The sequence below is a fragment of the Roseovarius sp. EL26 genome (assembly GCF_900327775.1).
In the GTDB taxonomy this organism is placed as follows: Bacteria; Pseudomonadota; Alphaproteobacteria; order Rhodobacterales; family Rhodobacteraceae; genus Roseovarius.
Window position 1 is genome coordinate 1,785,703 of record NZ_OUMZ01000007.1, and the last position, 25,364, is coordinate 1,811,066.

The 25,364-nt window shown below is 54.2% G+C and carries 28 protein-coding genes and 1 pseudogene; 12 read left to right on the plus strand and 17 right to left on the minus strand.

The window, feature by feature from the left end; translation table 11 throughout:
- Nucleotides 1-12: 12 nt before the first annotated feature.
- The 4 genes from D9A02_RS16655 to mtgA all read right to left on the minus strand — a co-directional run bounded on the left by D9A02_RS16655 (nucleotide 13) and on the right by mtgA (nucleotide 2,922).
- Nucleotides 13-1,143: a cell envelope integrity protein TolA gene (locus tag D9A02_RS16655; protein WP_120502011.1), complete on the minus strand. Its 1,131-nt coding sequence runs from the start codon at nucleotides 1,141-1,143 to the stop codon at nucleotides 13-15.
- Nucleotides 1,140-1,418, minus strand: coding sequence for a hypothetical protein (locus D9A02_RS16660; RefSeq protein WP_162933114.1), 279 nt, complete (start codon nucleotides 1,416-1,418; stop codon nucleotides 1,140-1,142). Before D9A02_RS16660 ends, D9A02_RS16655 begins: the two co-directional genes overlap by 4 nt.
- Nucleotides 1,419-1,481: 63 nt before the next feature.
- Complete coding sequence (locus D9A02_RS16665; RefSeq protein WP_120502013.1) at nucleotides 1,482-2,147, minus strand: glutathione S-transferase family protein; 666 nt, start codon at nucleotides 2,145-2,147, stop codon at nucleotides 1,482-1,484.
- A gap of 55 nt (nucleotides 2,148-2,202) precedes the next feature.
- On the minus strand, nucleotides 2,203-2,922 hold the full coding sequence (mtgA, locus tag D9A02_RS16670; RefSeq protein WP_120502014.1) for a monofunctional biosynthetic peptidoglycan transglycosylase: 720 nt from the start codon (nucleotides 2,920-2,922) through the stop codon (nucleotides 2,203-2,205).
- 99 nt (nucleotides 2,923-3,021) lie between these two features.
- Here mtgA and D9A02_RS16675 point away from each other — a divergent pair, with 99 nt between their 5' ends.
- The 5 genes from D9A02_RS16675 to D9A02_RS16695 all read left to right on the plus strand — a co-directional run bounded on the left by D9A02_RS16675 (nucleotide 3,022) and on the right by D9A02_RS16695 (nucleotide 7,722).
- Nucleotides 3,022-3,954: an AEC family transporter gene (locus D9A02_RS16675; RefSeq protein WP_120502015.1), complete on the plus strand. Its 933-nt coding sequence runs from the start codon at nucleotides 3,022-3,024 to the stop codon at nucleotides 3,952-3,954.
- A gap of 86 nt (nucleotides 3,955-4,040) precedes the next feature.
- Nucleotides 4,041-4,874, plus strand: coding sequence for an S-formylglutathione hydrolase (gene fghA, locus D9A02_RS16680; RefSeq protein WP_120502016.1), 834 nt, complete (start codon nucleotides 4,041-4,043; stop codon nucleotides 4,872-4,874).
- A gap of 3 nt (nucleotides 4,875-4,877) precedes the next feature.
- Nucleotides 4,878-6,311, plus strand: coding sequence for a Si-specific NAD(P)(+) transhydrogenase (sthA, locus tag D9A02_RS16685; RefSeq protein WP_120502017.1), 1,434 nt, complete (start codon nucleotides 4,878-4,880; stop codon nucleotides 6,309-6,311).
- Nucleotides 6,312-6,328: 17 nt separating this feature from the next.
- Nucleotides 6,329-6,781, plus strand: a complete 453-nt coding sequence (locus tag D9A02_RS16690; RefSeq protein WP_120502018.1) for a YaiI/YqxD family protein — start codon at nucleotides 6,329-6,331, stop codon at nucleotides 6,779-6,781.
- Nucleotides 6,778-7,722, plus strand: a complete 945-nt coding sequence (locus tag D9A02_RS16695; RefSeq protein WP_120502019.1) for a DMT family transporter — start codon at nucleotides 6,778-6,780, stop codon at nucleotides 7,720-7,722. The genes D9A02_RS16690 and D9A02_RS16695 overlap by 4 nt, the downstream gene beginning before the upstream one ends.
- Nucleotides 7,723-7,898: 176 nt before the next feature.
- On the opposite strand, the gene D9A02_RS16700 is transcribed toward D9A02_RS16695, so the two are convergent.
- Together D9A02_RS16700 and D9A02_RS16705 are read right to left on the minus strand one after the other, a co-directional pair.
- On the minus strand, nucleotides 7,899-9,014 hold the full coding sequence (locus D9A02_RS16700; protein ID WP_120502020.1) for a site-specific DNA-methyltransferase: 1,116 nt from the start codon (nucleotides 9,012-9,014) through the stop codon (nucleotides 7,899-7,901).
- Between the two features lie 90 nt (nucleotides 9,015-9,104).
- Nucleotides 9,105-9,737, minus strand: coding sequence for a ribonuclease HII (locus tag D9A02_RS16705; RefSeq protein WP_120502021.1), 633 nt, complete (start codon nucleotides 9,735-9,737; stop codon nucleotides 9,105-9,107).
- A 927-nt stretch (nucleotides 9,738-10,664) separates the two neighbouring features.
- Here D9A02_RS16705 and D9A02_RS16715 point away from each other — a divergent pair.
- Both D9A02_RS16715 and D9A02_RS16720 read left to right on the plus strand, forming a co-directional pair.
- On the plus strand, nucleotides 10,665-11,693 hold the full coding sequence (locus tag D9A02_RS16715; RefSeq protein WP_120502023.1) for a DMT family transporter: 1,029 nt from the start codon (nucleotides 10,665-10,667) through the stop codon (nucleotides 11,691-11,693).
- Between the two features lie 46 nt (nucleotides 11,694-11,739).
- Nucleotides 11,740-11,988: a hypothetical protein gene (locus D9A02_RS16720; RefSeq protein ID WP_120502024.1), complete on the plus strand. Its 249-nt coding sequence runs from the start codon at nucleotides 11,740-11,742 to the stop codon at nucleotides 11,986-11,988.
- An 83-nt stretch (nucleotides 11,989-12,071) separates the two neighbouring features.
- Here D9A02_RS16720 and D9A02_RS16725 read toward each other — a convergent pair whose 3' ends face one another.
- Both D9A02_RS16725 and folE2 read right to left on the minus strand, forming a co-directional pair.
- Entirely contained in the window at nucleotides 12,072-13,520 is a 1,449-nt protein-coding gene (locus D9A02_RS16725) for a TrkH family potassium uptake protein (protein WP_120502025.1), read from the minus strand.
- A 52-nt stretch (nucleotides 13,521-13,572) separates the two neighbouring features.
- Nucleotides 13,573-14,673 (minus strand): GTP cyclohydrolase FolE2, encoded by a 1,101-nt coding sequence (folE2, locus tag D9A02_RS16730; RefSeq protein ID WP_120502026.1) that lies wholly within the window; start codon nucleotides 14,671-14,673, stop codon nucleotides 13,573-13,575.
- A gap of 420 nt (nucleotides 14,674-15,093) precedes the next feature.
- On the opposite strand from folE2, the gene D9A02_RS19485 reads away from it, so the two are divergent.
- Entirely contained in the window at nucleotides 15,094-15,249 is a 156-nt protein-coding gene (locus D9A02_RS19485; RefSeq protein WP_254054659.1) for a hypothetical protein, read from the plus strand.
- A gap of 6 nt (nucleotides 15,250-15,255) precedes the next feature.
- Here the strand turns inward: D9A02_RS19485 and D9A02_RS16740 are convergent, their stop codons facing one another.
- Nucleotides 15,256-15,636 carry a GFA family protein gene (locus D9A02_RS16740; RefSeq protein ID WP_120502027.1) on the minus strand — a complete coding sequence of 127 codons (381 nt, stop codon included), beginning with the start codon at nucleotides 15,634-15,636 and terminating at the stop codon, nucleotides 15,256-15,258.
- 35 nt (nucleotides 15,637-15,671) lie between these two features.
- Between D9A02_RS16740 and D9A02_RS19605 the strand changes: the two are divergent.
- Nucleotides 15,672-15,806 (plus strand): annotated as a pseudogene (locus D9A02_RS19605) (DUF3291 domain-containing protein); the annotation flags it as partial.
- A 3-nt stretch (nucleotides 15,807-15,809) separates the two neighbouring features.
- Here the strand turns inward: D9A02_RS19605 and D9A02_RS16750 are convergent.
- Nucleotides 15,810-16,211, minus strand: coding sequence for a DUF4864 domain-containing protein (locus D9A02_RS16750; protein ID WP_120502028.1), 402 nt, complete (start codon nucleotides 16,209-16,211; stop codon nucleotides 15,810-15,812).
- Between the two features lie 114 nt (nucleotides 16,212-16,325).
- Nucleotides 16,326-17,342, minus strand: a complete 1,017-nt coding sequence (cobT, locus tag D9A02_RS16755) for a nicotinate-nucleotide--dimethylbenzimidazole phosphoribosyltransferase (RefSeq protein WP_120502029.1) — start codon at nucleotides 17,340-17,342, stop codon at nucleotides 16,326-16,328.
- Between the two features lie 78 nt (nucleotides 17,343-17,420).
- On the opposite strand from cobT, the gene cobS reads away from it, so the two are divergent.
- A complete protein-coding gene (gene cobS / locus D9A02_RS16760; RefSeq protein WP_120502030.1) occupies nucleotides 17,421-18,176 on the plus strand; it encodes an adenosylcobinamide-GDP ribazoletransferase in 756 nt (251 codons plus the stop codon).
- Nucleotides 18,177-18,242: 66 nt separating this feature from the next.
- Here cobS and D9A02_RS16765 read toward each other — a convergent pair whose 3' ends face one another.
- The 5 genes from D9A02_RS16765 to D9A02_RS16785 all read right to left on the minus strand — a co-directional run bounded on the left by D9A02_RS16765 (nucleotide 18,243) and on the right by D9A02_RS16785 (nucleotide 23,241).
- Nucleotides 18,243-18,761, minus strand: a complete 519-nt coding sequence (locus D9A02_RS16765) for a CarD family transcriptional regulator (RefSeq protein WP_120502031.1) — start codon at nucleotides 18,759-18,761, stop codon at nucleotides 18,243-18,245.
- A gap of 288 nt (nucleotides 18,762-19,049) precedes the next feature.
- A complete protein-coding gene (gene fdxA / locus D9A02_RS16770) occupies nucleotides 19,050-19,388 on the minus strand; it encodes a ferredoxin FdxA (RefSeq protein WP_120502032.1) in 339 nt (112 codons plus the stop codon).
- A 53-nt stretch (nucleotides 19,389-19,441) separates the two neighbouring features.
- Entirely contained in the window at nucleotides 19,442-19,828 is a 387-nt protein-coding gene (locus D9A02_RS16775) for an RNA-binding S4 domain-containing protein (RefSeq protein ID WP_120502591.1), read from the minus strand.
- Between the two features lie 6 nt (nucleotides 19,829-19,834).
- Nucleotides 19,835-22,648, minus strand: coding sequence for a helicase-related protein (locus D9A02_RS16780; protein ID WP_120502033.1), 2,814 nt, complete (start codon nucleotides 22,646-22,648; stop codon nucleotides 19,835-19,837).
- A 32-nt stretch (nucleotides 22,649-22,680) separates the two neighbouring features.
- Nucleotides 22,681-23,241: a hypothetical protein gene (locus D9A02_RS16785; protein ID WP_254054660.1), complete on the minus strand. Its 561-nt coding sequence runs from the start codon at nucleotides 23,239-23,241 to the stop codon at nucleotides 22,681-22,683.
- Between the two features lie 71 nt (nucleotides 23,242-23,312).
- On the opposite strand from D9A02_RS16785, the gene D9A02_RS16790 reads away from it, so the two are divergent.
- Complete coding sequence (locus D9A02_RS16790) at nucleotides 23,313-23,600, plus strand: SCP2 sterol-binding domain-containing protein (RefSeq protein WP_120502034.1); 288 nt, start codon at nucleotides 23,313-23,315, stop codon at nucleotides 23,598-23,600.
- On the plus strand, nucleotides 23,600-24,625 hold the full coding sequence (locus D9A02_RS16795) for an alpha/beta fold hydrolase (protein ID WP_120502035.1): 1,026 nt from the start codon (nucleotides 23,600-23,602) through the stop codon (nucleotides 24,623-24,625). The genes D9A02_RS16790 and D9A02_RS16795 overlap by 1 nt, the downstream gene beginning before the upstream one ends.
- Here the strand turns inward: D9A02_RS16795 and D9A02_RS16800 are convergent.
- Complete coding sequence (locus D9A02_RS16800; RefSeq protein ID WP_120502036.1) at nucleotides 24,531-25,361, minus strand: fumarylacetoacetate hydrolase family protein; 831 nt, start codon at nucleotides 25,359-25,361, stop codon at nucleotides 24,531-24,533. The genes D9A02_RS16795 and D9A02_RS16800 overlap by 95 nt on opposite strands.
- Nucleotides 25,362-25,364: the final 3 nt, after the last annotated feature.

Below are 25,364 nucleotides of genomic sequence, written 5' to 3' on the forward strand. Positions count from 1 at the left end.
GACCAATTCATGCTATCGCCGGTTCCGATATACAAACGACATTCTTTTACTCGCACCTCCTGGAGGAGGAGGGAATGGAGCAGCGCTTCGCACCTGTGCACTGGCTGCACGGTCTATATCTGGTGATCCTGTACTACGAAGAACTCTGACCCAGGCCAATGTTCCGTCTGGATTGATCTCAAAAGACACCTGTGCCGTCCCTTGAGAACTGGCATATAGGATCGGAGAGCGATTTAACTGCATCAGCACCCGGCCGGCATAGTTGGTTATACTTGCATTTCCAGAATTTCGAGAGCCGCTAAAACCGGTGCCCTGAGATTGGCCACTACGGCGACCAGCAAACGGATCGGCACCGCCGCGTTTGTACGCAGCCAGCGGCGATTCTATAACGCCAACCGAACCCGATTTCTGCGCACCCCCAGATTGGCCCAACGCGGCGCCTAACGGCCGTGCCTTTGGCGGTCGTACCGACGTTTTAACGGCTGATTTTGAAAGAATATCAGCGTCTTCTGTCGCTAGAGTTTCAGGATCATCAGGCGCGGATGCAACGGTGACCTCAGGCAGCACAGGTTCCAATACTTCCTGCTCATCAGGTGTTTCCGGGGTAGGTGATGGCTCACTCACCGCCTCGCTGGTTAGCGCCTCTGCAGGGGCAATGCTGCCATCTGCGGTTCCTTCAGGTACCTCGGTCACATTATCTATCTCATCGGGTTGCAATGCTGCTACATCCGAATTCGTGTCATCTTCACCACCTGACGGCCCTGCGGAATCATCTGCTGAGGTTTCACTCTCAGATGGCTCTATAACATCCGGTTTAGTCGCCTCTCCTGTGCCCGTGTCAGGCGCCATCACGTCCTGAGGATTGTCAGATGCTACCAACGCTTGCGAGGTCGGCGCTTCCTCGATGACTGGTTCTGGTGGCGTCACACTTGGTGGATCAGGCGTCTGGACTGCCTCTGGTTTCGTCACAGTTGCTGCTTCAGCAAAATCTTCAAATGAACCGCCAACATCAGCCAGGTCAGATGCGCCGTTTTCCACTGATTGTTGCTGCAATTCCGGGGTTGTGAAGTTCAACCCCAAGCCGTGCACAAGCAGTGACAGAAGGACAGCGACGGCCGCAACAAAAACTGACCGCCTCATCATCCGAAGGCTCGCCTATGAAACCCCTCACTTAACCGGGTCAGGCAATGCTTAAGCGCATCGGCTCGCGGTTTAGTAAGGCTATAACGTAGAAACGGCATCGTCAGCTTCTCATCTGTGCAATGCCGGACACGCAGGGTTTTCGGCAGGTTCGGCTTCATCAGCTCTGCTATTTCTAACGAGAAACGCACTGCCATGAAAGGCAGGCCTACATCATTGTGATCAGATGGTCTAAGTTCCCGTGCTGCTGTAGTTTCCATCGTGATAATACGAGTCAAGACCCGCGGTAATCTCATGCAAAGGTAACGCAGATCGTAATGTTCCACGTGAGGATGTGAGCTCTAAAAATCCAGATCTGCGTAATGCGCAGGCGGTGGGAAGCCCGGCACTTGGTCGGTCAGAATTCTGCGAAAGGCCGGGCGAGATTTGATCTTGGCGTACCAGTCTTTGACCACATCCGAACGGTTCCAATCAACGTCACTGATATAGTCTAGCGAACTCAGGTGCGCGGCGGCGGCGAAATCGGCCAATGTCATCACATCGCCGGCCAGCCAGCGCCGGCGATCCAGAAGCCAGGCCATGTAATCAAGGTGATATTTGATCGCCTTAGCACCGGCTTTGACATTGGTACTGTCAGGAAAGCCCCGTTTCATCACCTTTTTGTTTACCCGCTCATAAACCAACTTTGAGGTCACCTCGTGGTGAAACTTGTCATCGAACCAGCTTACCATGCGACGGACTTCAAAGCGTTGCTTGGGGTCGTTGGGCATCAATTGCGGCTCGGGGTAAGCCTCCTCCAGATATTCACAAATGGCGCTGCTTTCGGCCATCACCATACCGTCAATTTTCAGCACAGGTACCTTGCCTGCCGGATTGCGGCGCAGAAAATCCGGGTCCTGTTCCCAATACCGTTCCTCGGTCAGCTCGCATTCAATACGCTTTTCCGCCAGTGACAGGCGAACTTTGCGACAAAACGGGGACAGGGGAACGTGGAACAGCTTGGCCATGACAATCTCTAGAAAGAATGGGTTTCATCCTCAATGCCCGGAATGATGGAGTTTTTCAATCCTCGAAACAATCAGCCCGGCCATCCCGGTCAATTGTTGCTGCCCCGTCCATGATAGATGAGGCCCGTTTCTTCATCCAGGCACTGGGATTTTTGGCAGAACGCCCCTTTGGGTCAGGTAAAACCGCCGCCAGCAGCGCCGCATGGCGTGCCGTCAATTTCGAGGGCGCAACATCAAAGTAATGACGCGACGCGGCGCCAACGCCGAACACGCCCTCATCAAATTCCGCAACATTCATGTATACCTCAACAATACGCCGCTTGTCCCAGGCCAGCTCAACCAACGGCGTCATCAGTGCTTCAAGCGCCTTACGCAGCCAGCTACGCCCGTGCCACAGATAAGTATTCTTGACCGTCTGCTGCGACAGGGTCGACGCACCACGCCCGCCACCATCCTCAATCGCATCGCGGATGGCATTCATGTCAAAACCCCAGTGATTACAGAAGTTGGCATCCTCGGCCGCCACAATCGACCGCGCCATCACGGGGGCCACTTCATCGATGCTCACCCAGCGATATGAAATCTTGCCAAGCCGGTGTTCTTCTTGTCCCATGTAATAGGTTTCAGGCGGCATCATCCAACGATGCGCCACCACAACGCCGACAATCACAACCACGATAAGGGTGGCAAATCGCAAACCCCAGCGCCGCAAAAACCGTATCGGGTTGATACGGGGTATTTTGCGGGATTTCTTTGACTTGCGTGATTTTGCCATATCCTCTTTGCTACCCTTGCCACGCCACAGATGCAAACGCAGAAATTGTGCAAAGGTTTATCATTTGTGTTTACCTCCCCGCATGTTAACAGCACATGAATGCAAGACGTATTTTTTCAGACTCTACCGTTTTTCCTAATGATCGGACTCGGCTTTGGGGCCGGGCGCAGTGGCTTTTTCAATGCAGAGGCCACCGCCTATCTGACCAAATTTGTGTTTTACTTCGCGTTGTCGGCCATGTTGTTTCGCTTTGCCGCGAACCTGTCACTGGCCGAACTGTTCGATCTGAACTTTGTGCTCGCCTATCTGTGCGGTTCGGCATTTGTCTATATCTTGGCCAGTGTCATTGCGATGCTACGTGGCATGAACATCGAGGAAACCGCGGTCGAGGCGCAATGCGCCGTGATTGGGAATGTGGGTTTCCTCGGTGTACCGATGCTAACGCTATTGCTGGGAACCCAGGCGATTGGCCCGGTCATGCTGGTTCTCGCCGTCGACCTGATCGTATTCGGCTCACTCATCGTGATCCTAATCACGGGGTCGCGTGATGGCAGGATGTCCATCGGCATTCTTGGTAGCGTGGCAATGGGCCTGCTGAAAAACCCGATGATCGTCTCCATCAGCCTTGGACTGATCTGGTCAGGTCTGCGCTTGCCGATTCCGGCACCAATGAACAATTTTCTTGCCATTCTTGGCAATGCGGCGACGCCTTGTGCACTGTTCGCAATCGGGGCTTCACTGGCCACAAAAGCTGCCGAACGCCCCTTTGTGGCGGGATGGCTATCGCTATGCAAACTCGTCCTGCATCCTCTTGCAGTTGCCATCACCGCCATCGCTCTCTTCAAGGTGGATCCTTATGCTGCTGCAGTCATGATCGCCGCCGCCGCGCTACCTGTAGCCGGGAACGTTTACATTCTGGCGCAACACTACGGCGTCGCCCCGCAACGGGTGTCCGCCTCAATCCTTATATCAACGACACTTGCTTTGCTCACCGTGTCGCTGGTAATCGGTTGGGTAACGCAAATGAATTGAGAATAGCCAGCACCAACAGGGGTTGTCACAGCCCCCTTAAAATGCTGACTGTGCTCAGAACACATTAACCCAAGGGAAGTCTCACCATGAAAATCGTCTCGGAAAATGCCTGCTTTGGCGGTGTTCAAGGAGTCTATAGCCACACTTCAGAGGCCTGCAGCTGCGACATGACTTTTGGCCTATTTTTGCCAGCCGAGGCTAAGGACGGCCCGGTGCCAGTGCTATGGTATCTTTCAGGTCTGACCTGCACCCATGAAAACGCTATGACCAAAGCTGGCGCGCAAGCCTGGGCGGCTGAGCAAGGCATCGCATTGGTGTTCCCTGACACCTCCCCACGCGGCGACGGTGCGGCCAATGATGAGGCATACGATTTGGGCCAAGGTGCCGGGTTCTACGTCAATGCAACGCAAAACCCTTGGGCGCCGCATTTCCGCATGTGGGACTATGTCGCCGAGGAACTGCCAAATCTGATCACATCCGAATTTGCCATCGATGCTGACCGTCAAGCCATCACCGGCCACTCCATGGGCGGTCACGGCGCGCTGACGCTGGCGATGAACCTGCCCGGACGTTACAAATCGGTTTCGGCGTTTTCTCCAATCTGCAACCCCACTGCCAGCGACTGGGGCCGCAAACAGCTCTCAGCCTATCTTGGCGACGACGAGAGCAAATGGACAGCACATGACGCCTCATTGTTGATGCGCGAAAAAGGATTTGACGGCCCAATCCTGACCGACACTGGCACCAACGACCAGTTCGGCGACCTGTTAAAAACCGAAAGCCTGTTTGAAGCCACCGCCGCACGCCGCCAACAAGCCAACCTGCGCCTGCAGCCGGGCTATGATCACAGCTATTTCTTTGTGTCCACATTCATGGAAGACCACGTCACCTTCCATGCAGAGGCTTTATATACGGGGTAAACCATGTCGCATTATGATCTGATCGTTATTGGCTCCGGCCCTGCTGGCCGCTCTGCCGCCATTCAAGCCGGCAAACTCAAGCGCCGGGTGTTGGTCATTGACCGCAAGGATCGTTTGGGAGGGGTGTCCGTCCATACCGGCACCATCCCGTCCAAAACCCTGCGCGAAACCGTGCTGAACCTTTCCGGTTGGCGCGAGCGTAGTTTTTACGGCAGATCATACCGCGTTAAAGACGACATTGAGGCGCAGGATCTGAAAATGCGCCTGCACAAAACCCTCGATTACGAGGTCGACGTGCTAGAGCATCAGTTCAACCGTAACCACGTTGAAACCCTGCTGGGCATGGCCAAGTTTCTTGACCCTAACACAGTCGAAGTGGCGACCGAGGCTGGAGAAACAACAACCCTGACGGCTGATAAGTTCCTGATTTCCACCGGCACCAAAACCTATCGCCCTGACACCGTGCCATTCAACGGAACCACAATCGTAGACAGCGACGAGTTTCTTGAACTCGCACGTATTCCGCGCAGCCTGATCGTGGTTGGTGCAGGCGTCATTGGTGTTGAATACGCTACAATGTTTTCAGCGCTAGACGTACGCGTCACCCTGATCGAGCCGCGCGATAGTTTCCTTGATTTCATCGACCGCACGATCATTCAGGAATTCACCCATCAAACCCGTGAAAACGGTGTTGATCTACGTTTGGGCTCTGCCATCAACAGTATCGAAGATGCTGGCGAGCATGTCGAAGTCACATTGGCCAATGGCCGCCACATCCGGTCTGAGATGCTGCTCTTTGCAGCTGGACGTATGGGGGCTACAGCAAAATTGAACACCGCTGCTGCCGGCTTGGAAACCGACCACCGTGGCCGGATAGAAGTCGACCGCAAAACATACCAAACCAATGTGCCGCATATCTATGCTGCCGGTGACGTGATCGGCCACCCCTCATTGGCCTCAACCTCTCTGCAACAAGGCCGGATCGCGGCGTGCCATGCGCTTGACACTCCCACCCTGCCCGAAAGCGCCTGGTTCCCTTATGGGATCTATTCGGTGCCTGAAATCTCAACCTGCGGCATGTCCGAGGAAGAGGCACAAGAGCGCGGCATCCCCTATGAAGTTGGTATTGCGCGGTTCCGCGAAACATCGCGCGGGCACATCATGGGGTTAGAACATGGTATGCTGAAAATGCTGTTCAGCCTGAAAACCCGCCGCGTATTGGGCGTGCAGATTGTGGGCGAAGGCGCAACTGAACTGATTCACATCGCACAAGCCGTGCTGAACCTCAAAGGTACGGTTGATTACTTCGTCCAGAACACCTTCAACTACCCAACTTTGGCCGAGGCCTATAAAATCGCTGGCTTGGATGCCTTTAACCGCATGCCGATCCCCGAGGAATACAAGGTCAAACGCGACGCCAAGAAAAAGAAGAAATAGCCACAAAAGGGGGCAGCATGATCTATGTCGATGCAGATGCCTGCCCTGTCCGGGCCGAAGTCGAACGGGTTGGCACACGCCATAATCTAAAGATGTTTGTCGTCTCAAACGGCGGATTGCGCCCTTCACCCAATCCTCTGGTGGAAAATGTGATTGTGCCTGACGGACCTGATATTGCCGACATGTGGATCGCCGATCGCGCAGGCAAAGGCGACGTTGTCATCACCGGAGACATCCCTCTGGCGGCGCGCTGCATTGAAAACGGAGCGCAGGTCCTGCGCCACAATGGTGATGCCTTCACCCCCGGAAATATAGGACAACAATTGGCGATGCGGGATCTGATGACAGATCTGCGCGCGGCCGACCCTTTCCGACAAGGTGGCGGTGGCAAACCATTCAGTAAGGCCGACCGTTCGCGATTTCTGAACGCTCTGGAACGTGCGGTGCGCAGTGCCGTAGCACAGGGATGACCGCAGCCCTCCGACGCGCAAATCTGCTAGGCGCCTTGTTCGGCATGGCCGCCGTCTTTTGCTTTTCACTCAATGACCTGTGGATCAAGCAACTCTCGGATAACTACGCCCTACATCAAGTCGTATTGATCCGTGCCTGCATCGGCACGCTCACCTTTTTCATAATCGTCATGCCCTTTAACGGTGGATTACGGGTGTTTCGCACCAAACGCCCGCGCGCATTGGCCCTGCGCGGGATGTGCGCGGTGTTGGCGAATACGTTCCTCTTTCTTGGCCTTTGGGCTCTGCCCATCGCAGATGCCGTAGCGATCTTCTTTGTCTCGCCCCTGATCATCACCTTGTTGTCAGTCTTTATCCTGCGCGAAACTGTTGGCCCCCGTCGTTGGGCAGCCGTGATCATTGGCCTGATTGGCGTGTTGGTCATCATTCGCCCCGGCACCTCGGCGTTTCAGATTGCCTCGATCTTTCCGATCTTTGCCGCCACACTGTATTCCTGCATGCACATCATCGCCCGCCGGATCGGTCAAACTGAAAGCGCGGCCACCATGGCAATCTACACCCAGCTGTCCCTTGTTCTGGTCGCCAGTCTGGTGGGGCTATCGTTAGGTGATGGCCGCATGGCCGCCTCCAGCATCCCGGCGTTAGAACTGCTGTTTCGCGCATGGACCACAGTTGATCCAGCCGATTACCTGACATTCGTCTTGCTAGGGTCGACCGGGATGATGGGCAGCTTCCTGATTTCTCAGGCCTTCCGTCTGGGCGAGGCTGCCTTTGTCGCCCCGATGGAGTATATCTCCATGCCTATGGCGATCTTCTGGGGGATCACTTTTTTCAACACCTGGCCCGATGGTAGCACATGGGCCGGCATTGCTCTCATTCTCGGGTCAGGTCTTTACATGGTATGGCGCGAAACGCTCACCCCGGCCCATAATCCGACCTAAGTTCACCCCATGTTTTTCATGCGCGCCAACCGAGCCTATCACACCGGCTGATGGCGCAACTCAGCCACATTCCACGTGTCTTCGAAACCAAAAAAGCCCCGCCAGATGGCGGGGCAAGGTAAGTGCCCTATGTCAGGCACAGGCACCGGCGGTAACACCTTGTTGTTCTGTTATGCTCAGTTCGGGCGCTCGGCCATTTCCGCGCGGATCTGTTGGCGGAAAATGTCGATCGACACTGGTTTGCCTTCGCGCTTGATGCACCAATAGGTCCAGCCATTGCAGCTTGGCGCGCCTTCAAGCGCAGCGCCCACCTGATGGATTGAGCCTTTGACATCGTCACCAATCAGCGTGCCATCAGCACGTACCTTGGCCTTGTGACGGCCGTTCATCGAATAAAGCTCTTCGCCCGGGCGCAGCATGCCACGCTCAACCAGCTGGCCAAAGGGCACGCGCGGTTCCGCACGTTTGCTGACAGACACCTGCAACGCCTCGCGGTCAAACTTCCGGGTATTGGCGATACGTTTCTCGGCCACTTTACGATATGCCGCTTCGCGCTCAATCCCGATAAAGTCACGGCCCAGCATTTTCGCCACAGCACCAGTCGTACCGGTGCCAAAGAACGGATCCAGCACCACATCGCCCGGATTGGTCGATCCAACCATCACACGGTGCAGCAGGCTTTCGGGTTTTTGTGTTGGGTGGGCCTTGTCGCCGTTTTCGTCTTTCAGGCGCTCATGGCCGGTGCAGATCGGCAGCACCCAATCGCTGCGCATCTGGATGCCTTCGTTCAGCGCCTTCAGCGCTTCATAGTTAAAGGTGTATTTACCACCCTCTTCCTTGCTGGCCCAGATCATCGTCTCATGCGCATTGGTGAAACGCTTACCACGGAAATTCGGCATCGGGTTGGATTTGCGCCAGACCACATCATTGAGGATCCAGAAACCCTCGTTCTGAAGGGCCGCACCAACACGGAAAATGTTGTGGTACGAGCCGATCACCCAGATCGCACCATTCGGTTTGAGCAAGCGGCGCGCCGCCTTGAGCCAATCACGGGTGAAGCGGTCATAAGCCTCAAAGGATGCAAATTGATCCCAAGCATCATCAACCGCATCAACCTGGCTGTTGTCTGGGCGATGCAAATCACCCTTCAGCTGAAGGTTATAAGGCGGATCCGCAAAAATCAGATCAACGGATGCCTCCGGCAGGCTATTCATCATTTCGATGCAATCGCCATCCAGAATCGTGTTCAATGGGAGCGTTTTCACGCTCTTCGCTTTGGTCTTCGTCGTCATGTGCTGCCTCGTTTCCCGGCGCTTTTTGCGCTCTGGTTCTTGACAACCAAGATGATTCAAACCCGATTCGGCGTCAATTTCTTTTTTGAATCAATCACTTACTATTTTTACTTGATACAACATATTGTGTACCGGCTTGAACGAACGTCTATGGTGTGGGGTCACCCCAAGATTTTGAAGCGCCTCTTTGTGCTGTTTTGACGGGTAACCTGCGTTTCTTTCCCATCCATAGCCGGGAAACTGTTGCGCCAAGTCCTCCATGATCCGATCGCGTGTGATTTTTGCCACAATGGATGCCGCCGCAATCGACACAGAAACCGCATCACCCTTGATCACTGCCCGCGATGGGATCGTCAAACCCTTGGGGATCATATTGCCATCGATCAGCGCAAAATCAGCCACGTTCTTCAATCCAGCCACCGCCCGCTCCATTGCCAGATGCGAGGCACGCAGAATGTTGAGCTCGTCAATTTCCTCAACGCTTGCATGCGCAATCGAGACATCAGCGCATTCCATCAAAGCGTCATACAAGATTTGCCGTCGTTTCAGCGTCAGCTTCTTTGAATCGTTCAATCCCTCGGGGATCCGCATGGGATCCAACACCGCCGCCGCCGCCGTGACCGGCCCGGCTAGCGGACCACGTCCAACTTCGTCGACCCCTGCAATACAGGTTGCCCCGCGTTCAAACGCTTCGGTTTCGTAGGAATAATCAGGTTGGCTCATACCGCCCTAAAACCACAGCGCTGCAATAATTGCAAAGCGGCTTTACCGTAACAGAGCCAACACCCGGCAAAAAGAAAAGAGGGCCGAAGCCCTCTTCCCCTACTAGATTTTCATTTTGTCACCGACGGCCTTGCACCAAAGGGTTGAGCGGATCGGTTTCGTCAAATTTAATTTCGCCTTTTCTGCGCCCATGGTTTTTGTGAACATGCTTCTTGTTATGCGCCCTTTTAATTCATGTGGTTCAGCTTTTCCTCGCACACTCAGCGCCATCGTTTCAGCGCTGCGGCGATTTTCACAAGTCCAGACATTGAAAGCTATTCAAATGGTCAGATTTCAAATCGACCTTTCGCCGCAGTCTGGCCCTACCACCGAGACGCGGATAAACTGGCTTCTACCAACGCGGCTTTTGCTAATGCAGAAAGCCATCACGATTGCAGCGAGGCATTTGAAGCGACACTGCTAATTCCATCGACCAGCAGTTCGCCCAATCCGAATTCGACAAGTTTCAAATAGAACTTTTGCTTGCGCGGCAAACGGGCGTCTACAAAACTGCTGCCCACCTAACCGAAACGAGGGTCAGTCTGCGATCACTGTTACGTCGACTTCTGCGCCGTGATACAGAAATTTGCGCAACCACAGCAATATTTGCTCAATGGGCACCTGTAGCACGAAATTGACAATTCAGATGTTAGCCCTCTTCCGAAGTTTGCCGCTGTGGACACAAAAGTCGGCTTTTTTTATTACTTCGGCGTGGCGGAAGGCCTTTGTTTCACAACAGGTTGTGTAGTGACCCATAATCGATGAAAATTTCAGGTTTCTATGGGCATTTCCTCACGCATTTGTTCCGTGAGTTGATTTGAACCTCTCTGCATCCTGTTGGATCATGCAAATAAAGTTACCCTCACGAAACAGGAAGCGAATGCCAGCATGGCCAGCATCAGCGATATTCCCACTACAAAATCTACCGCCTGGTTTGGTGTAACATTGGCCTGGGTTGCCGTGCTGATCTATGCTTCTTCAAACTCTATCATCACGTTGCTCAGTGACATTGGTTCGCAGAATCTGGTGAATGGACGCAACGCCATAACCTTTTGTAATCTGCTGTTTTTGGGGTCACTGATCTCGCTTATCCCTATGGTATTTTTCTTCTGGCGCGACTGGACATGGGAAAACCTCCGTGCCCTCACAAAAATTGACTGGGTATTTCTCACAACATCCGCGGTTCTGTCTTCTGCCCTCACGCCGGGTTTATTCTTTTTTGCGTTGGAAAACACTACTGTGACCAATGTGGTTCTAATCGGGCGGATTGATCCGCCGTTGTTTTTGCTGGCGGCTGCCTTTTTCCTCAAAGAGGAATTGGATCCCTGGGCATTTGCTGGGGGACTGATCGCACTGGTTGGCGCAGTTTTGATCATCGCCCTGAAAGGGGATGACGCATCCTTTTCATTCGGTAAAGGCGAAATCGCGGCAGTACTGGCCACGCTGTCTTTTATCGCCTCAACCCTTGTCACCCGGATCGGGCTGCAAGGTGTACCATTGGGTATCTTTTCAATTTACCGTACCGTTTTGGGCACGGCGATTTATTTTAGCTGGGCTATGTATCTCTTTGGCTCGCATCATTTTCAGGATCTGTTCGCACCCGTCGTTCTCAAATGGATCTGGGTCTATGCCGTTATTGTCATCATCATCGGCCAATTTGCCTGGAATCTTGGCCTCAAACACGCCCGTTCGGGGGATGTTGCCTTGGCGACTTCCTTTTCACCATTGGCCGCCATTTGCATCGCGATGCTCCTGCTGGGCGAAACCCCTGGCTCTGGCTTGATACCCGGCGCCACGGTCATTTTGGGGGGCATCGGCGTTGCGCAATACGGTCGCAGAAAACGTGCATTGGCTGAAAAAATGGCAATGCAAAAATCACTTGAGCTGGAAGGCAGCGTCAACTTCAAAGGGGCTTAATGGATCCTATCATCGAAATCCCAATCACAGAAAGCGTGGTGTCCCCATGTTTCGTTACATCTTTTTCCACGTCTATGAAATCTTTGCAATCTTGGCTTGCATCCTGATCGTTGGGGTGTTGATTTTCGCCACACGGCACCGCCTGAAGCAGGGCGCGGCTGAGCAAGCACAAGAAACTATGCCCCCCAAAGGCCCAAGTCAGGTGGAAATGCGCGAAGTGGGCCTTGTGTCATCTGGCATGGCGCAAACTTACGAAACTCGCAAAGATCACAAACCAAAACCTAAGATGAAATAACACAGCTGATCCACATTACGTTACCCCCGCGTCACGTGAGGGCAGCGTAATCACGTCTGCACCCCAAATGATCTGTGTCACCGTTATGCGCGCCAAAATCCAATGGTGAACATTGCATAGACCACCAACAGCTCCAATCGCCCGACCAACATCCCTGCTGTCAGCATCCATTTTGCCGCCGTGTTGAGTGGTTCAAAATTGCCCGCAGGTCCGATCACATCACCAAGACCTGGTCCGATGTTGGCCAATGCCGCCGCAGCGCCGGAAACCGAGGTTATGAAATCCAACCCTGTCAATCCCAACAGCACCGAAAGCACACCTAGGGACAGGATGAAAAAAACAAAAAAGGCCATAACTGAGTTCAGAACGTCATCGCCGATTGCACGGCCCTGATAGCGTGGTGTAAATACCCCATGCGGACTGTAAATCCGCTTAAGCTGTACCTTGATCGACGCAAACAATAGTTGATAGCGGAAAATCTTGACCGAGCAAGCCGTTGATCCCGCGCAGCCACCAATCAGGCCAGCAAAGAAAAAAACCGCCACGGGAAAAGACCCCCACAGCATATAGTCTGCGCTGGCGTAGCCCGTGCCGGTTACGATCGACACGGTGTTGAACAGCACTTTGCGAAATGCCAGTTCTGACCAATCTCCAGCCTGCCAGACCTGCCATAATGTAAGGATTGAAACAATCACCGCCAGTGTCCCGAAAAAGGCGCGGATTTGGCGATCTTCCAGCAATGGTTGAATTGTTCCTGCAGTCATCTGTACAAACCGTACAAACGGTAGGGCCGCCAACATCATGAAGCCTACAGCCACATATTCACTGGCCATCCCAAACGCCCCGAACGACGCATCATAATTGGCAAATCCCCCGGTCGCGACTGTGGTCATCGCATGAACCGTCGCATCAAAGGCGTTCATCCCGCTCATGATATAAGCCAGTACACAGGTCAACGTCAGCCCTAGATAAATCACCGAAATATGCGAGGCTATTTCGGTCGCACGAGGCAAGATTTTCCCAAAAGTATCGAACCCTTCTGAGCGGAAGATCTGCATCCCTCCCACCCTGAGTTCGGGCAGGAACACCATTGCCACGACGACGATTCCGACGCCGCCCAACCATTGCAAGATACCGCGCCACAGCAAGATACCTTTGGGCAGATTGTCTAGATCACTCAGGACAGTTGATCCCGTTGTGGTCAGGCCTGACATGGCCTCAAAAATCGCATCCGTAAAATCCGATTGTGTCTCGCCCAACATAAAGGGCAGCGCTCCGAAGACCGGCAGCACCACCCAAACGCCGGTGGTCAGCAGGAATGTCTGCTGCAGGGTCAGCCCCTCGCGCACGCCATTTTTACAGCTCAGCGAGACGAGCCCGCCAATCAGCACAGTCAAAATCGCACTTTGGGCAAAGACATCCCAATGGTCACGCCCCTCAGCGATATCCACCAGCAGCGGCATCAACATCGTCACACCCAGCGCCACAAGCGACAGGCCGATCACATATCCAACTGGGCGTAAATCCAACATAAGCAGACAGTTTTCCGGCTAATAGCGTACTGTCAAGCTGATCACTTGCAGATCAGCCCACATGGAACAGAGTTGAAAAGAGTTTCGGATCAATACTGTCCGAGGCAAATGTCGGCCCTTCGGTCAGAATGCTTACCGCATCATGGCTGTGCAAACTTTCTTGATGGCTGGCAACAATGCGGAAATCACCAACCCGCGGGTCGTTCAACAATGGTTCACAAAACAGCCGCGCCGCATCTTCTACAAAGATCGGATTTGCTGCGTTCAGCTCGGCAAAGGCTTGTTCGTCTTCGCGTTTGACCATGACCTGCGTCTCGGTTGGGACAACCTTGCGTGCCATGTCGATCACGTCCTCAAACCACAAAAAATCTTCGCCACTGTATTCTAGCGACAACCGCGCGACTGAGCGCTGCGAATGTGGGGTCGCCAACTGACCTCGTGTCTCACGCGCATGTTCGCTCAGCTCCAAAGAACATGGACAGGTCGAGGAATAGACATAATCCAGATGCATGAACTTGCGACGCACACCGCCAGCATCAACCAGTTCCAGCGCGATATCGTAATACTGATACCCCACAAGACCTGAGCGCAGGGATTTCACCTCTGCCGGATAGCGAAACTTCATCATCAGCCGCGCATCAACACTGCCCAGATCAGCGATATAGTCATCCAGTGCATCTGAAATCACATCAAAGCTAAACGTTTTCTGCGCATGCTTATAAAAGCTGCGCATAATCCGCGACATGTTGATTCCCTTCTTGCTGGCCTCAAGGCTCACGGTCCCGGTGACCGAGGTTTCCAGCGTAAGATCTCCTGCATCGCGGGTGTGAAACCGGATCGGCAAGTGGAAATTCGAAATACCCACATGCTGCAAATGCTGCTTGGCCCCCTTGATCAGTGAGCTTGGCCCATTCTGCAAATCGGGCATCGACGCACGGTACGCGTCATCAGGTTCAAAATCTTGCGGATACTCCCGGCGCAACTCCGGGTAATTTGGCAGTGGTGCATCCGGCAACAACCGTGCAACCGACGGATCCAGGTCAGCCACCTCTTCCGGCGTTGCCGTCTCAGCCCAACCGCGCAACACTGCCAAAGCCGCCTCTGCCGCCTCTCGCTCGCGCTGTTTTTCCAGCTCCGTTGCGTGTACATTCATTGGCCTATGCCTTCCGTTGCAGATTGCCAGAGCCTTACATAAAGCACCCCAGCGCGAATTGCCAATATCGCATGTATCGCAGCCAAAAGCGACTGCAAGTGATTAATGCATCATTCGCCAGCCATGTGCGCTAGTGCAAGGGCAGGTCGTCTCTTGGCAAGGTCAGTAAATTCCATAATGGTAAATAACATAGGAGACGGAACATGCGTGATATTCTCAACCTTGATGCATTCCCTCTTGATTGCCCAGAAAGAAGCCCCGAGCATAGCGCCGTTGTTTGAAACCGACGCCTTCTTGCATGAGAGAGAGCACAACATCTATTTTCTCAAGGGGTGACACCCTGCCTGCCGACCACTCTGTGCTGACCAAATACCACAAAGCGCGCTATTACGGCTATACGAATGGCCTCTCTCTGCCAGCATGCTGAATGTATTTCGCGGCCGCAACACTGCCCACCGCGTCACCACCGTTGCGGGCGACACCCCGCGTGTGATCGCCGTCTTCTCATACTTTGAGCAACCCGATATCTCCTTTTCCGCGGAAGAACGCCATGGTTTCTATGGCCGCGCGCAATAAAGCGGGTTAGCGTTCATCTTCTCGATTCCTCGCATATCGAACCATATCGGGGAACTCTGGCAACCATCCTTCGCGCTGCTCGGTCCACCCCTCATAGGTTGGCGCAAACTGATCGGGCGCATCCAATGCCCCCAGATGCACCTCAACCTCATCCCCTGTACGGGCAAAAACCGATGATCCGCAGCCGGGACAAAAGTGTCGTCCTTCATAGCTCTGGGTCTCACCCATGATCTCCACCGTTTCCTGCGCAAAAATCGCTGCCGCATAAAACAAGGCCCCATGATGCTTGCGACACTCAAAACAGTGACACAGTCCAACCCGCTTGGGCACCCCCGTGGCGCGCACACGAACTTTGCCGCACACGCACCCACCTGTGACCTCTTCCATGTCCCGTCCTCCCGCTATGCGGTGCTCTCAAAGATTACACCTTTGAAACCCTTCATGGCGACTTCCTGAGCCGCAAACACGAATGGTTAGAACCGGTCTCCGACCCCGAACTGGTGATTTGGCCCGTCACAACCACATCCCATCCCAGCTTTCGCAAAGCCTGTGAGTAGCATTCACACCGCGCCCATTGGCGCGGGTTTAACCTGAACGGCGTTAATCTTCCATCCCTCCGGGTCCTCGATCATTTGATAGCCCAGCAAAAACTCATTGCCCTGCCCGTCCTGTACCAAAACGGTTTGCCACAGTACGCCGTTAATCTCATCGATGGACAGAAACTGCACATCAGCCGGACGCCAGACCATCGGATAACCTTCGCGCACCATGGTGCCGAATTGATCAGGTGTTTTAAACATCCCTTGAATGGTCGGGCTGGCAAATTCAAAAGCCTGTTCAAAGTCATCTGCCAAAAATGCCTCGATCTGGGACGAGATCACCGACCGGATCGCAGCCTCGTCCGCTCGCACGGGCAGCACTGCCAAAAGCGTAAAAATCCCAGCCCAAAAAATCTGTTTCATCCTGTCTCTCCCTTGGGGGCACAGTTAGCCCGGCTCAAAGAAAAATCAACAAAATGGTGCAGTTTGCGATTTGTGTACCAAACAAGGGGGTAAAACGTACATGTTGTACGCAAATTACCCATCGGAAACGCCAGCTTCGGCAAAGGTTGCCATACCCGAATGGCAGGCCAATGCGGCCTTAACCACGCTAATCGCCAGTGTCGCGCCAGAGCCTTCGCCCAAGCGCATACCCAATGACAGCAACGCCTCTTTGCCCAGCCTGTCCAAAAGAGCGACATGCGCCGCCTCGGCGCTTTGATGTCCCGCCACAGTATGATCCAGCGCCCCAGCTTGGGTTTCAGCCAAACACGCCGCCGCCGCACAACATATAAAACCGTCTAAAATCAATGGTATACGCGAGTGCCGCGCTCGTAACATCGCCCCAACCATCGCCGCGAGTTCACGCCCGCCCAGGCAGCGCAATACATCCAACCCGTTAGACATTTCAGATCTATTCACATCCAGAGCCGTTGCAACGACTTGGGCCTTATGGGCAACACCGGCCTCATCCAAACCTGTACCGCGGCCACACCAATCCGCTGCATCCCCCCCGTACAACGCGCAACAAATGGCCGAAGCAGACGTCGTATTTCCGATCCCCATTTCACCAACAACCAAAATATCCGAATTAATATCAACAGCTTGCCATCCAATCGTCAATGCTTCGACCAGTTCAGCTTCACTCATGGCTGGCCCTTGGCTGAAATCTCGGGTTGGCTTATCCAGGCCCAAGGCATGGACATCCATCCGCGCATCAACTGCCTGCGCCAGTTGGTTAACTGCCGCCCCCCCGGCCTGAAAATTGGCAACCATCTGCACAGTAACTTCCGCAGGAAAGGCCGAAATACCTTGTGCTGTCACACCATGGTTTCCAGCAAAAACAATAACTTGCGGATTTTTCACTCGCGGTTTCTCTACCCCGCGCCAAGCGCAGTACCATGCCGCCAGATCCTCCAAGCGGCCTAGGGCGCCGGGGGGTTTGGTCAAAACATCATCGCGCGCCTGTGCCGCAGCCAACGCCACCTCGTTCTGCTCTGGCATTCTGCGCAGCAATTCGGAGAACTCATTCAGAGTATTGAATTCATTGATCATTTCATCCCTCATTGCATATTGCGCTTTGTCTGTGTATCGCAGGAAGACCCCCGCAGCAGCAGAAAAAGGGCCTCTTACATGATTAAAAACGACGCCCTATTCTCACTATCTGATTTACCACTGGCGTTTAGCCTGCTCACTCGCCTGCCAGTGCCTGCATCGCAAACCACCCGCATTGCACAATCTGCTTGGGCCTACCCACTGGTTGGAGTGGCCATCGGAATCGCCTCAACTTGTGTGGCACTTTTTACAATTTGGATGGGTTTGCCGACACCACTGGCAGCCCTGATTTGCCTGACTATTCAAATCGTTACAACAGGTGCGCTGCACGAGGACGGCCTTGCCGATACCATAGACGGTCTTTGGGGCGGCTGGAACAAAGCGCGTCGACTGGAAATCATGAAAGACAGCCGCATCGGGGCCTACGGCGTTCTGGCGCTGGTGTTGTCATTGGCTGCACGCTGGGCTGTCTTCTGGTTGCTGCTATCCCAAAGCCCGGCCACAGCAGTACTTTTTATCACCACCGCAGCTTGCCTGTCGCGGGCAGCTATGGTTGCGCTCATGGCGATCTTGCCAAATGCGCGCGCCTCAGGTTTATCACATAGCGTTGGACAACCTTCAGCACAAACAGCTGGCGTTGCTTGTGCTATCGGTGTGGTTTGCGCAATCATGATGTCAGGGGCGTCTGCTTTCGGCGCAATCTTCTGGGCCGCTCTTGGCGCAGTATCGGTTGGGCTGATCGCCCGCAAAAAGATAGGCGGTCAAACTGGCGATATTCTGGGAGCCACACAACAGATCACGGAAATCGCTATTCTGTTCAGCCTTGTGGCTTAAACCTGTGACATAAAAAAACGCCACGCAATCCAAGTTGCGCGGCGGTTCATTCTTAATGTGTTCCGCTTACGCCGCAGCCGGCGCGCGTGAGATCAACACATCCCCAATCTGCTTGGCAGCAGCTACTTCATCTGCACCGTTCACAGCGGCAACTTCGCGGGTTAGACGCTCCAGCGCGGCCTCATATAGCTGACGCTCAGAGTAGCTTTGCTCACGCTGGTCATCGGTGCGGTGCAAGTCGCGCACAACTTCGGCAATGGCGATCAAATCACCAGAGTTGATCTTTTGCTCATATTCCTGCGCTCGGCGCGACCACATGGCGCGTTTGACCTTGGCCTTACCTTTTAACGTGGTCATCGCCTTGGAAATCATATCTGGGCTGGACAGGCCGCGCATACCAATTTCTTCGGCTTTGTTGGTAGGAACACGCAGTGTCATCTTGTCTTTCTCAAAAGAAATCACAAACAGTTCCAGCTCGATCCCGACAACTTCTTGCTTTTCGATGGATACAATCTGCCCAACCCCATGTGCAGGGTAGACAACGTAATCATCAGGACGAAACTCGGACTTTTTTGACTTGCTCATTCAGACTTTCCTTTACGGGTTCACCTTATCAAAGCGCAAAAAGAGCATCTCAAAAACCGCTGGAGTTAATGAGCAACGTGCTTCAGGCGCAAAGAAATCCATCCCCTTAAGTTACTAAGGGCAAAATGGATATCAGGCAGTAAACTTCATTTATGACAGTATTGTATCACAAAACGGGGTTCACTGAAATATCGCAGCATTTCAGTGTTTTTTTATTAACTTTCAATTCACTACACCAGATTCCCTCACGAAATCGGCTCATCGATGAGAACAGCGAAACGAATCGGTTTAGCCACCTTCACCGGGGGCTTCGGAGAAATACTTCTCCATTTTACCCTCTTCGCCATCGCGCTCTTCAGCGTCAGGCATCGGGTCTTTCTTGGAAATGATAACCGGCCACATTTCCGAGTATTTGCGATTGAATTCAACCCATTTTTCCATATCTGGATCGGTATCCGGGCGGATAGCGTCGGCTGGGCATTCTGGTTCGCACACCCCACAGTCGATGCATTCATCAGGGTGGATCACCAGCGTGTTTTCACCTTCGTAAAAACAATCAACCGGGCACACCTCGACGCAGTCGGTATATTTGCAGGCGATACAGTTTTCTGTGACAACATAAGTCATCTGAGTCTCTCACTCCAAAGCGGCTTGCGCCTCACCTAATCCAGCAGAACCGATCAATCAAGCAGGTCTGAGCGTTTGAGATCGAGTTTGCGCCGGTCACGCTTGGTTGGGCGACCCTGTCCCTCGTATCGAGGAGAAGATGGAACAATATCCTTCTCCGGCACTTTAGGTGGGCTTAAATCCTCGTACAGCTGCTGCGCTTCGGAGGCTGGACCACGCCGCACACCGACTGCACAGACGCGAATGACTCGAACCAATTTAGCCTGCGGAAATGTCAGCACATCCCCTGGCCCAACCGCGTAGGCTGGTTTTGCAATCTTCTGGCTGTTGACCCGCATATGCCCGCCACTGATCACCTTGGCCGACAGACTACGGGTCTTAAAGAACCGCGCCTGCCATAGCCATTTATCAAGGCGTATCTTCGTGCTGTTTTCAGCCACCAAGGATCAACCCTTGTCTTTCAATCCCATCAATGCAGCTGCGAATGGGTTATCCGGGTCAATTGGTTTTTCCTTTTTGGCTGGGCGCGCTTGGAATTGGCGTGGGCCATCATCCCGGCGACCTTTGCCTTTGGGTTTGTTGCCCGGCTTGCCCTTAGGCTTGCCACCCTGTGCATTATCGCGGCGGTTGCGTTGCTGTCCGCGATTTTGCTGTTGGTTAGCGCGGCCACCCCATGTGAAGGTGTAGAACACCTCAACCGTCGGCTCCGCTTCTGCCTCAACCGTCGGCTCCGCTTCTGCCTCAGGCGCGGATTCGGTCGCCTCTGCAACTGGTTCTTCGACAACTGGAGTTTCAGGAGCTTGTGTTTCCGCCAGAGCCGCATCTGCGGCTTCGCCCTTTGCGGGTACAGTTTCAGCCGCTGGCGCAGGCGTGATCTTAACTTTCTCGCGCTCGCCTTTTTCGGCCTTGTATCCCAAGCCCTGCATCAGGTCTGCGAATTGCTCCAATGTCATGCCTGTAATCGACAGCATGTCAGCAGTGCCTTCAAATCCACCACGGCTGTCTTGCCCGCGCAGCATATCAGCCAGACGCTCCAACATGTCGATCCGAATCGCCCGCTCACCCGCAGCACGATAGCCGGACATGCTGTGATAGCCTGTCAACTTGGCATCCGTGGTTTGTGCTGGCACTGTCACCAGCCCTGGCGGCGGCGATTCCGGGAATTCCTGCAAGCCCTTCGACAGTGCCCACAAAACCAAACGCAGACGTGTCGGTGCTGGTTTCAGCAACAAAGGCATAAATATTGTGAACTGACCAAAGCGCACACCGTGTTTGCGCAACAGGCCACGGGCATCTTGGTCCAGTGCTTTGACATCTTCGGCGACATCACCACGTGGCACAATCCCGAACGCCTCGGTCAGCCGAAAGCCAAAGCCACGCGCCAAGCCGGCAAGTGTTTCATCGCGCTGAATATTCAGCAGCGGTTCAAACAGGGTCGCAATCTTGCGGTCGATGAAATGCTGCAGACGGCGCTGCACTTTCTGCTCAACGTCAGGGCCTGCCGTCTCATCAACAAAGGCTACAACCTGCGGCTTGAGTGCATCGCTGCCTGTAGTCAGTTTACCAACGGCATGCTCGCCCCACATCAGACCGCCCTGCTCAGTGAAATCAATCTCTGTATCAGGCGCGTTATAAAAACGATCAGCGCGCAAATGGAAATGCGGTGCCAATGCTTGCAGGCTCGCTTGCGCAATGGCTTTCGCCTCTTGCCCAGCCGCACCTTTGTCCTGAATGAAACGGAATCCTTCGAGACGGCCTACGAATTCACCTTCGACCGTCACATCACCTTTGTCGTTTACTTCGGCCACCATGGCCTCCTTCTGCTTGAGCCGGCGAAGCAGCACGGATGTCCGCCGGTCCACAAATCTTTGCGTCAGCGCTCCATGCAGCGCATCTGACAAGCGGTCTTCTACAGCGCGAGTAGCCTCTCGCCAATGGGTTTCATTGTCTACCCAGCCTTTTCTTTGCGCAACGTAGGTCCATGTGCGGATATACGCCAATCGTTTCGACAATGTGTCAATGTCGCCATCAGAGCGATCCAACCTGCGTACTTGACGTCCAAACCAGTCATCACCCACCCGGCCATATTCATGCAGATCAGAAAATATACGCTCAAGCAAACCTGTGTATTCAGCGTGACTGATGCCACGAAAATCAGGAATGCGGCACACATCCCACAATAAACGCACCGAGGATCCATCTCGCGCCCGGCCGCTGACCTCATCAACTTGCGAGAGGGTTTTTAGCGCTTTCAGGTCATCGGCTTCGCGGGCTTTCATCAGCAGCTCACTGTCTGACTTCTGCTCTAGCGAGCCGATCAAAGCATCTACCGTTCCAAACTGAAGCTGCGCATTGCGCCATTCCAGTTTGCTGATCGGGGTAAAGCGATGATCCGTGATCGCCTGCGCGACCTCTTCATGTAAGTCCGGTGCATCGCCCGTCACCCCAAACGTGCCGTGGCTCATCCCGCGCCCCGCGCGGCCGGCGATCTGGCCCAGTTCATTTGGCGCAAGGGGGCGCATCCGCCGCCCGTCAAACTTGCTGAGTGACGAAAACGCCACATGGTCTATGTCCAAATTGAGGCCCATCCCAATCGCATCGGTGGCCACCAGATAATCAACATCACCATTTTGATAGAGCTCGACCTGCGCGTTGCGCGTACGCGGGCTCAACGCGCCCATCACCACCGCAGCGCCGCCTTTCTGACGGCGGATCAGCTCGGCAATGGCATAGACATTATCAACGGAAAATCCAACAATTGCACTGCGCGCCGGCATTTTTGAGATCTTCTTAGGGCCTGTATAGGACAGCTGCGACATGCGTTCACGGCCAACAAACTCGACCCCTGGTACAAGGGCCGCAATCACACTGCGCATGGTGTGCGAGCCTAAAAACTGAGTTTCCAGCAAGCCCCGCATCCGCAACAGCCGGTCAGTAAATACATGCCCGCGCTCCGGGTCGGCACAAAGCTGAATTTCATCGATCGCGACAAAATCCGCGCCCATCCCCTCGGGCATAGCCTCGACAGTGCACACCCAGTATTTTGCACGGGCTGGAACTATCCGTTCCTCGCCTGTCACCAACGCAACCACAGACGGCCCGCGGATGGCAACGATCTTGTCGTAAACCTCACGCGCCAATAGCCGCAACGGCAGGCCAATCACCCCGGTTCGGTGCGCCAGCATCCGTTCAATTGCAAAATGTGTTTTGCCTGTGTTAGTTGGACCGAGAACGGCCAAAATCCGCGACTGCTCGCCCATCAGCGCTCTCCGTACTGCTCAGAGGTCATTGTTCAGAGGTCCGCACCGCCAATGGTGCCGTCCAAACGTTCCAATGCGGTGGTTACGTCCTCTTGGTGCGGATGTATAGCCAGTACCTGCTTGTAGGCCTCGTAGGCCAAATGCGGTTTATTCACCTCTTCCAGCACCACGCCAAGACTGAGGATCGCATTGAAATGCCGCGGCTCCAGTGCCAGCGTATGTTCAAGATCCGCCATTGCAGGCCCGTACATCCCGGCCTGTGCAAATGCCACCGCCCGCATATGCCAACCCTGCGCAAATTCTGGTGCATGGTCGGTCAGCGCAGTCAGATGCTCGATCGCAGCACGCGAATCACCCACCTCCAGTGCGTCCTCCCCTCGTTTCAAAAGCAGGTCCATCGCAGGAGAGCCGGATTTCGACCATTCCAACTCTATCTCATCAGCGATTTTCTGCGCCTCTTCGGGCTCTGCACTCTTGAGCTGGGCAAACATCCGACTCAACGCGTGATTTTCCGCAGCCGCTGGCAGCGAAATTACGGCTATCGTTAAAAATGCCGTGACGATACAATTGTATATGCGGGTTTGTATGCTCATAACATATATGACTTTAGCGCAGATCAGCGGGAATCAAAGCCCCGTATCGATCAATTCAGGAGGATCGCCCAATGAGCGACATCGTAAACGCCGCCGTAGAAGCCCTAACCGAGAAATTGTCCGGTTCTTTTGACGGCTCTGCCAAATTCATGATCGAAGGCGAAGGCGCGATCATGCTGGATAGCGCAGGCGTGCGTGCCGAGGACGGCGATGCAGACGTCACTCTGACTGCCGATGCAGATACCTTTCAGTCGATCCTGTCCGGTGAGCTGAACCCAACCGGTGCTTTCATGTCCGGTAAGCTGACCGTTGATGGTGACATGGGCATGGCGATGCAACTGGGTAACGTCCTGTCGTGATGGAAATCGCACCTCTCTATACGGAAATCACCGATGGGCCTGACCAAGGACAGGCCTATTGGCTGAGAACCGACGACGGGGTGCGTATTCGCGCGGGTGTGTGGGCACATGAAGGGGCCAAAGGTACCGTTCTTCTGTTTCCTGGCCGCACCGAATATGTCGAAAAATATGGCCGCACGGCATCTGATCTGGCGCAATGCGGCTATGCCAGCTGTGTCATTGACTGGCGCGGTCAAGGGCTGTCGGACCGTTTGATATCGGATCCTATGCCCGGCCATGTCATTCGTTTTTCTGATTATCAGAAAGACATTGATGCACTGCTCGAAATGGCGACAGAGCTGAACCTGCCTAAGCCGTGGCATTTGCTAGGTCATTCCATGGGCGGCGGCATTGGGTTGCAGGCCATCTATAATGGCCTGCCGGTTGCCTCTTGCGCCTTTTCCGGCCCGATGTGGGGCATCTCAATCTCGCCCCAGATGCGGCCCGTGGCTTGGACGTTGTCCACACTGGCGCAAAAGGTTGGCCTTGGGCACATATATACCCCCGGCACCTCTAGAGAGAGCTACGTTCTGCAAGAGGCGTTTGAAGACAATAAGCTAACCAATGATCGCCCGATGTATGATTACATGATCGATCAGGTGCGCACAAAGCCGGATCTTGGCCTTGGCGGTCCCAGTATGGGCTGGTTAATCGAAGCACTCAAAGCCACCCGACAAATGCAGCGCCTCGCCTCGCCTGATCTGCCGTGCTTTACCTTTTACGGCTCACTTGAGGCGATTGTTGATGTTCCGCGGATCGAAGACCGCATGACACGCTGGCCCAATGGCACATTACATGTCGTCGAAGGTGGCCATCACGAATTGCTGATGGACACGCCCGACATCCGTGCGGATATCACCCGCAAGCTATGCGATCATTTTGATCAGGCCGCTACTGATCTCGACCAACGATCTGGCTCTGATGACCAAGACCAGAAACAGTCAGCTCCATCACATCCCCCTCGCTCAAATAGCGCGGTGGCTTAGCCCCCATACCCACACCGGGCGGCGTACCAGTGGCAATCACATCCCCGGACTGCAAGCTCATCATTTGACTTAGATAAGAAATGATCTCCGCTACAGAGAAGATCATCGATGCGGTATTGCCTGTCTGCGCCCGCTCTTCGTTCAGATCCAGCGTCAGATCCAAAGTTTGCGGGTCCCCAATCTCGTCCGGTGTCACAAGCCAGGGTCCAATCGGCCCAAAGGTGTCGCAGCCCTTGCCCTTGGTCCATTGGCCGCCGCGCTCGATCTGAAACGCGCGCTCGGACACGTCATTAACAATGCAATACCCTGCAACGTGATCCAGCGCCCGCGCTTGAGATACATATTTCGCGGGCTTACCAATCACCACGCCCAGTTCCACTTCCCAGTCTGATTTTTCAGACCTGCGTGGCAACATGACAGGGTCATAAGGTCCCGTGATCGAAGATGTGGCCTTCATGAACACAATCGGCTCTGTTGGCGGCTCCATTCCGGCCTCAGCTGCATGGTCAGAATAGTTCAACCCAATTCCGATGAACTTGCCCACATTCGCCACCGGCGGGCCAAGACGCGGTTGCCCCTGTACCAATGGCAAAGATTCAGGATCAACATCCGGCAATTGCGCCAGCACATCACCGGCAAGATCGGAGATCACACCGCTCAGATCACGCAACCGACCGTCAGCATCCAGAACCCCTGGCTGCTCCGCCCCCGTTTCACCGTATCGCACAAACCGCATTTC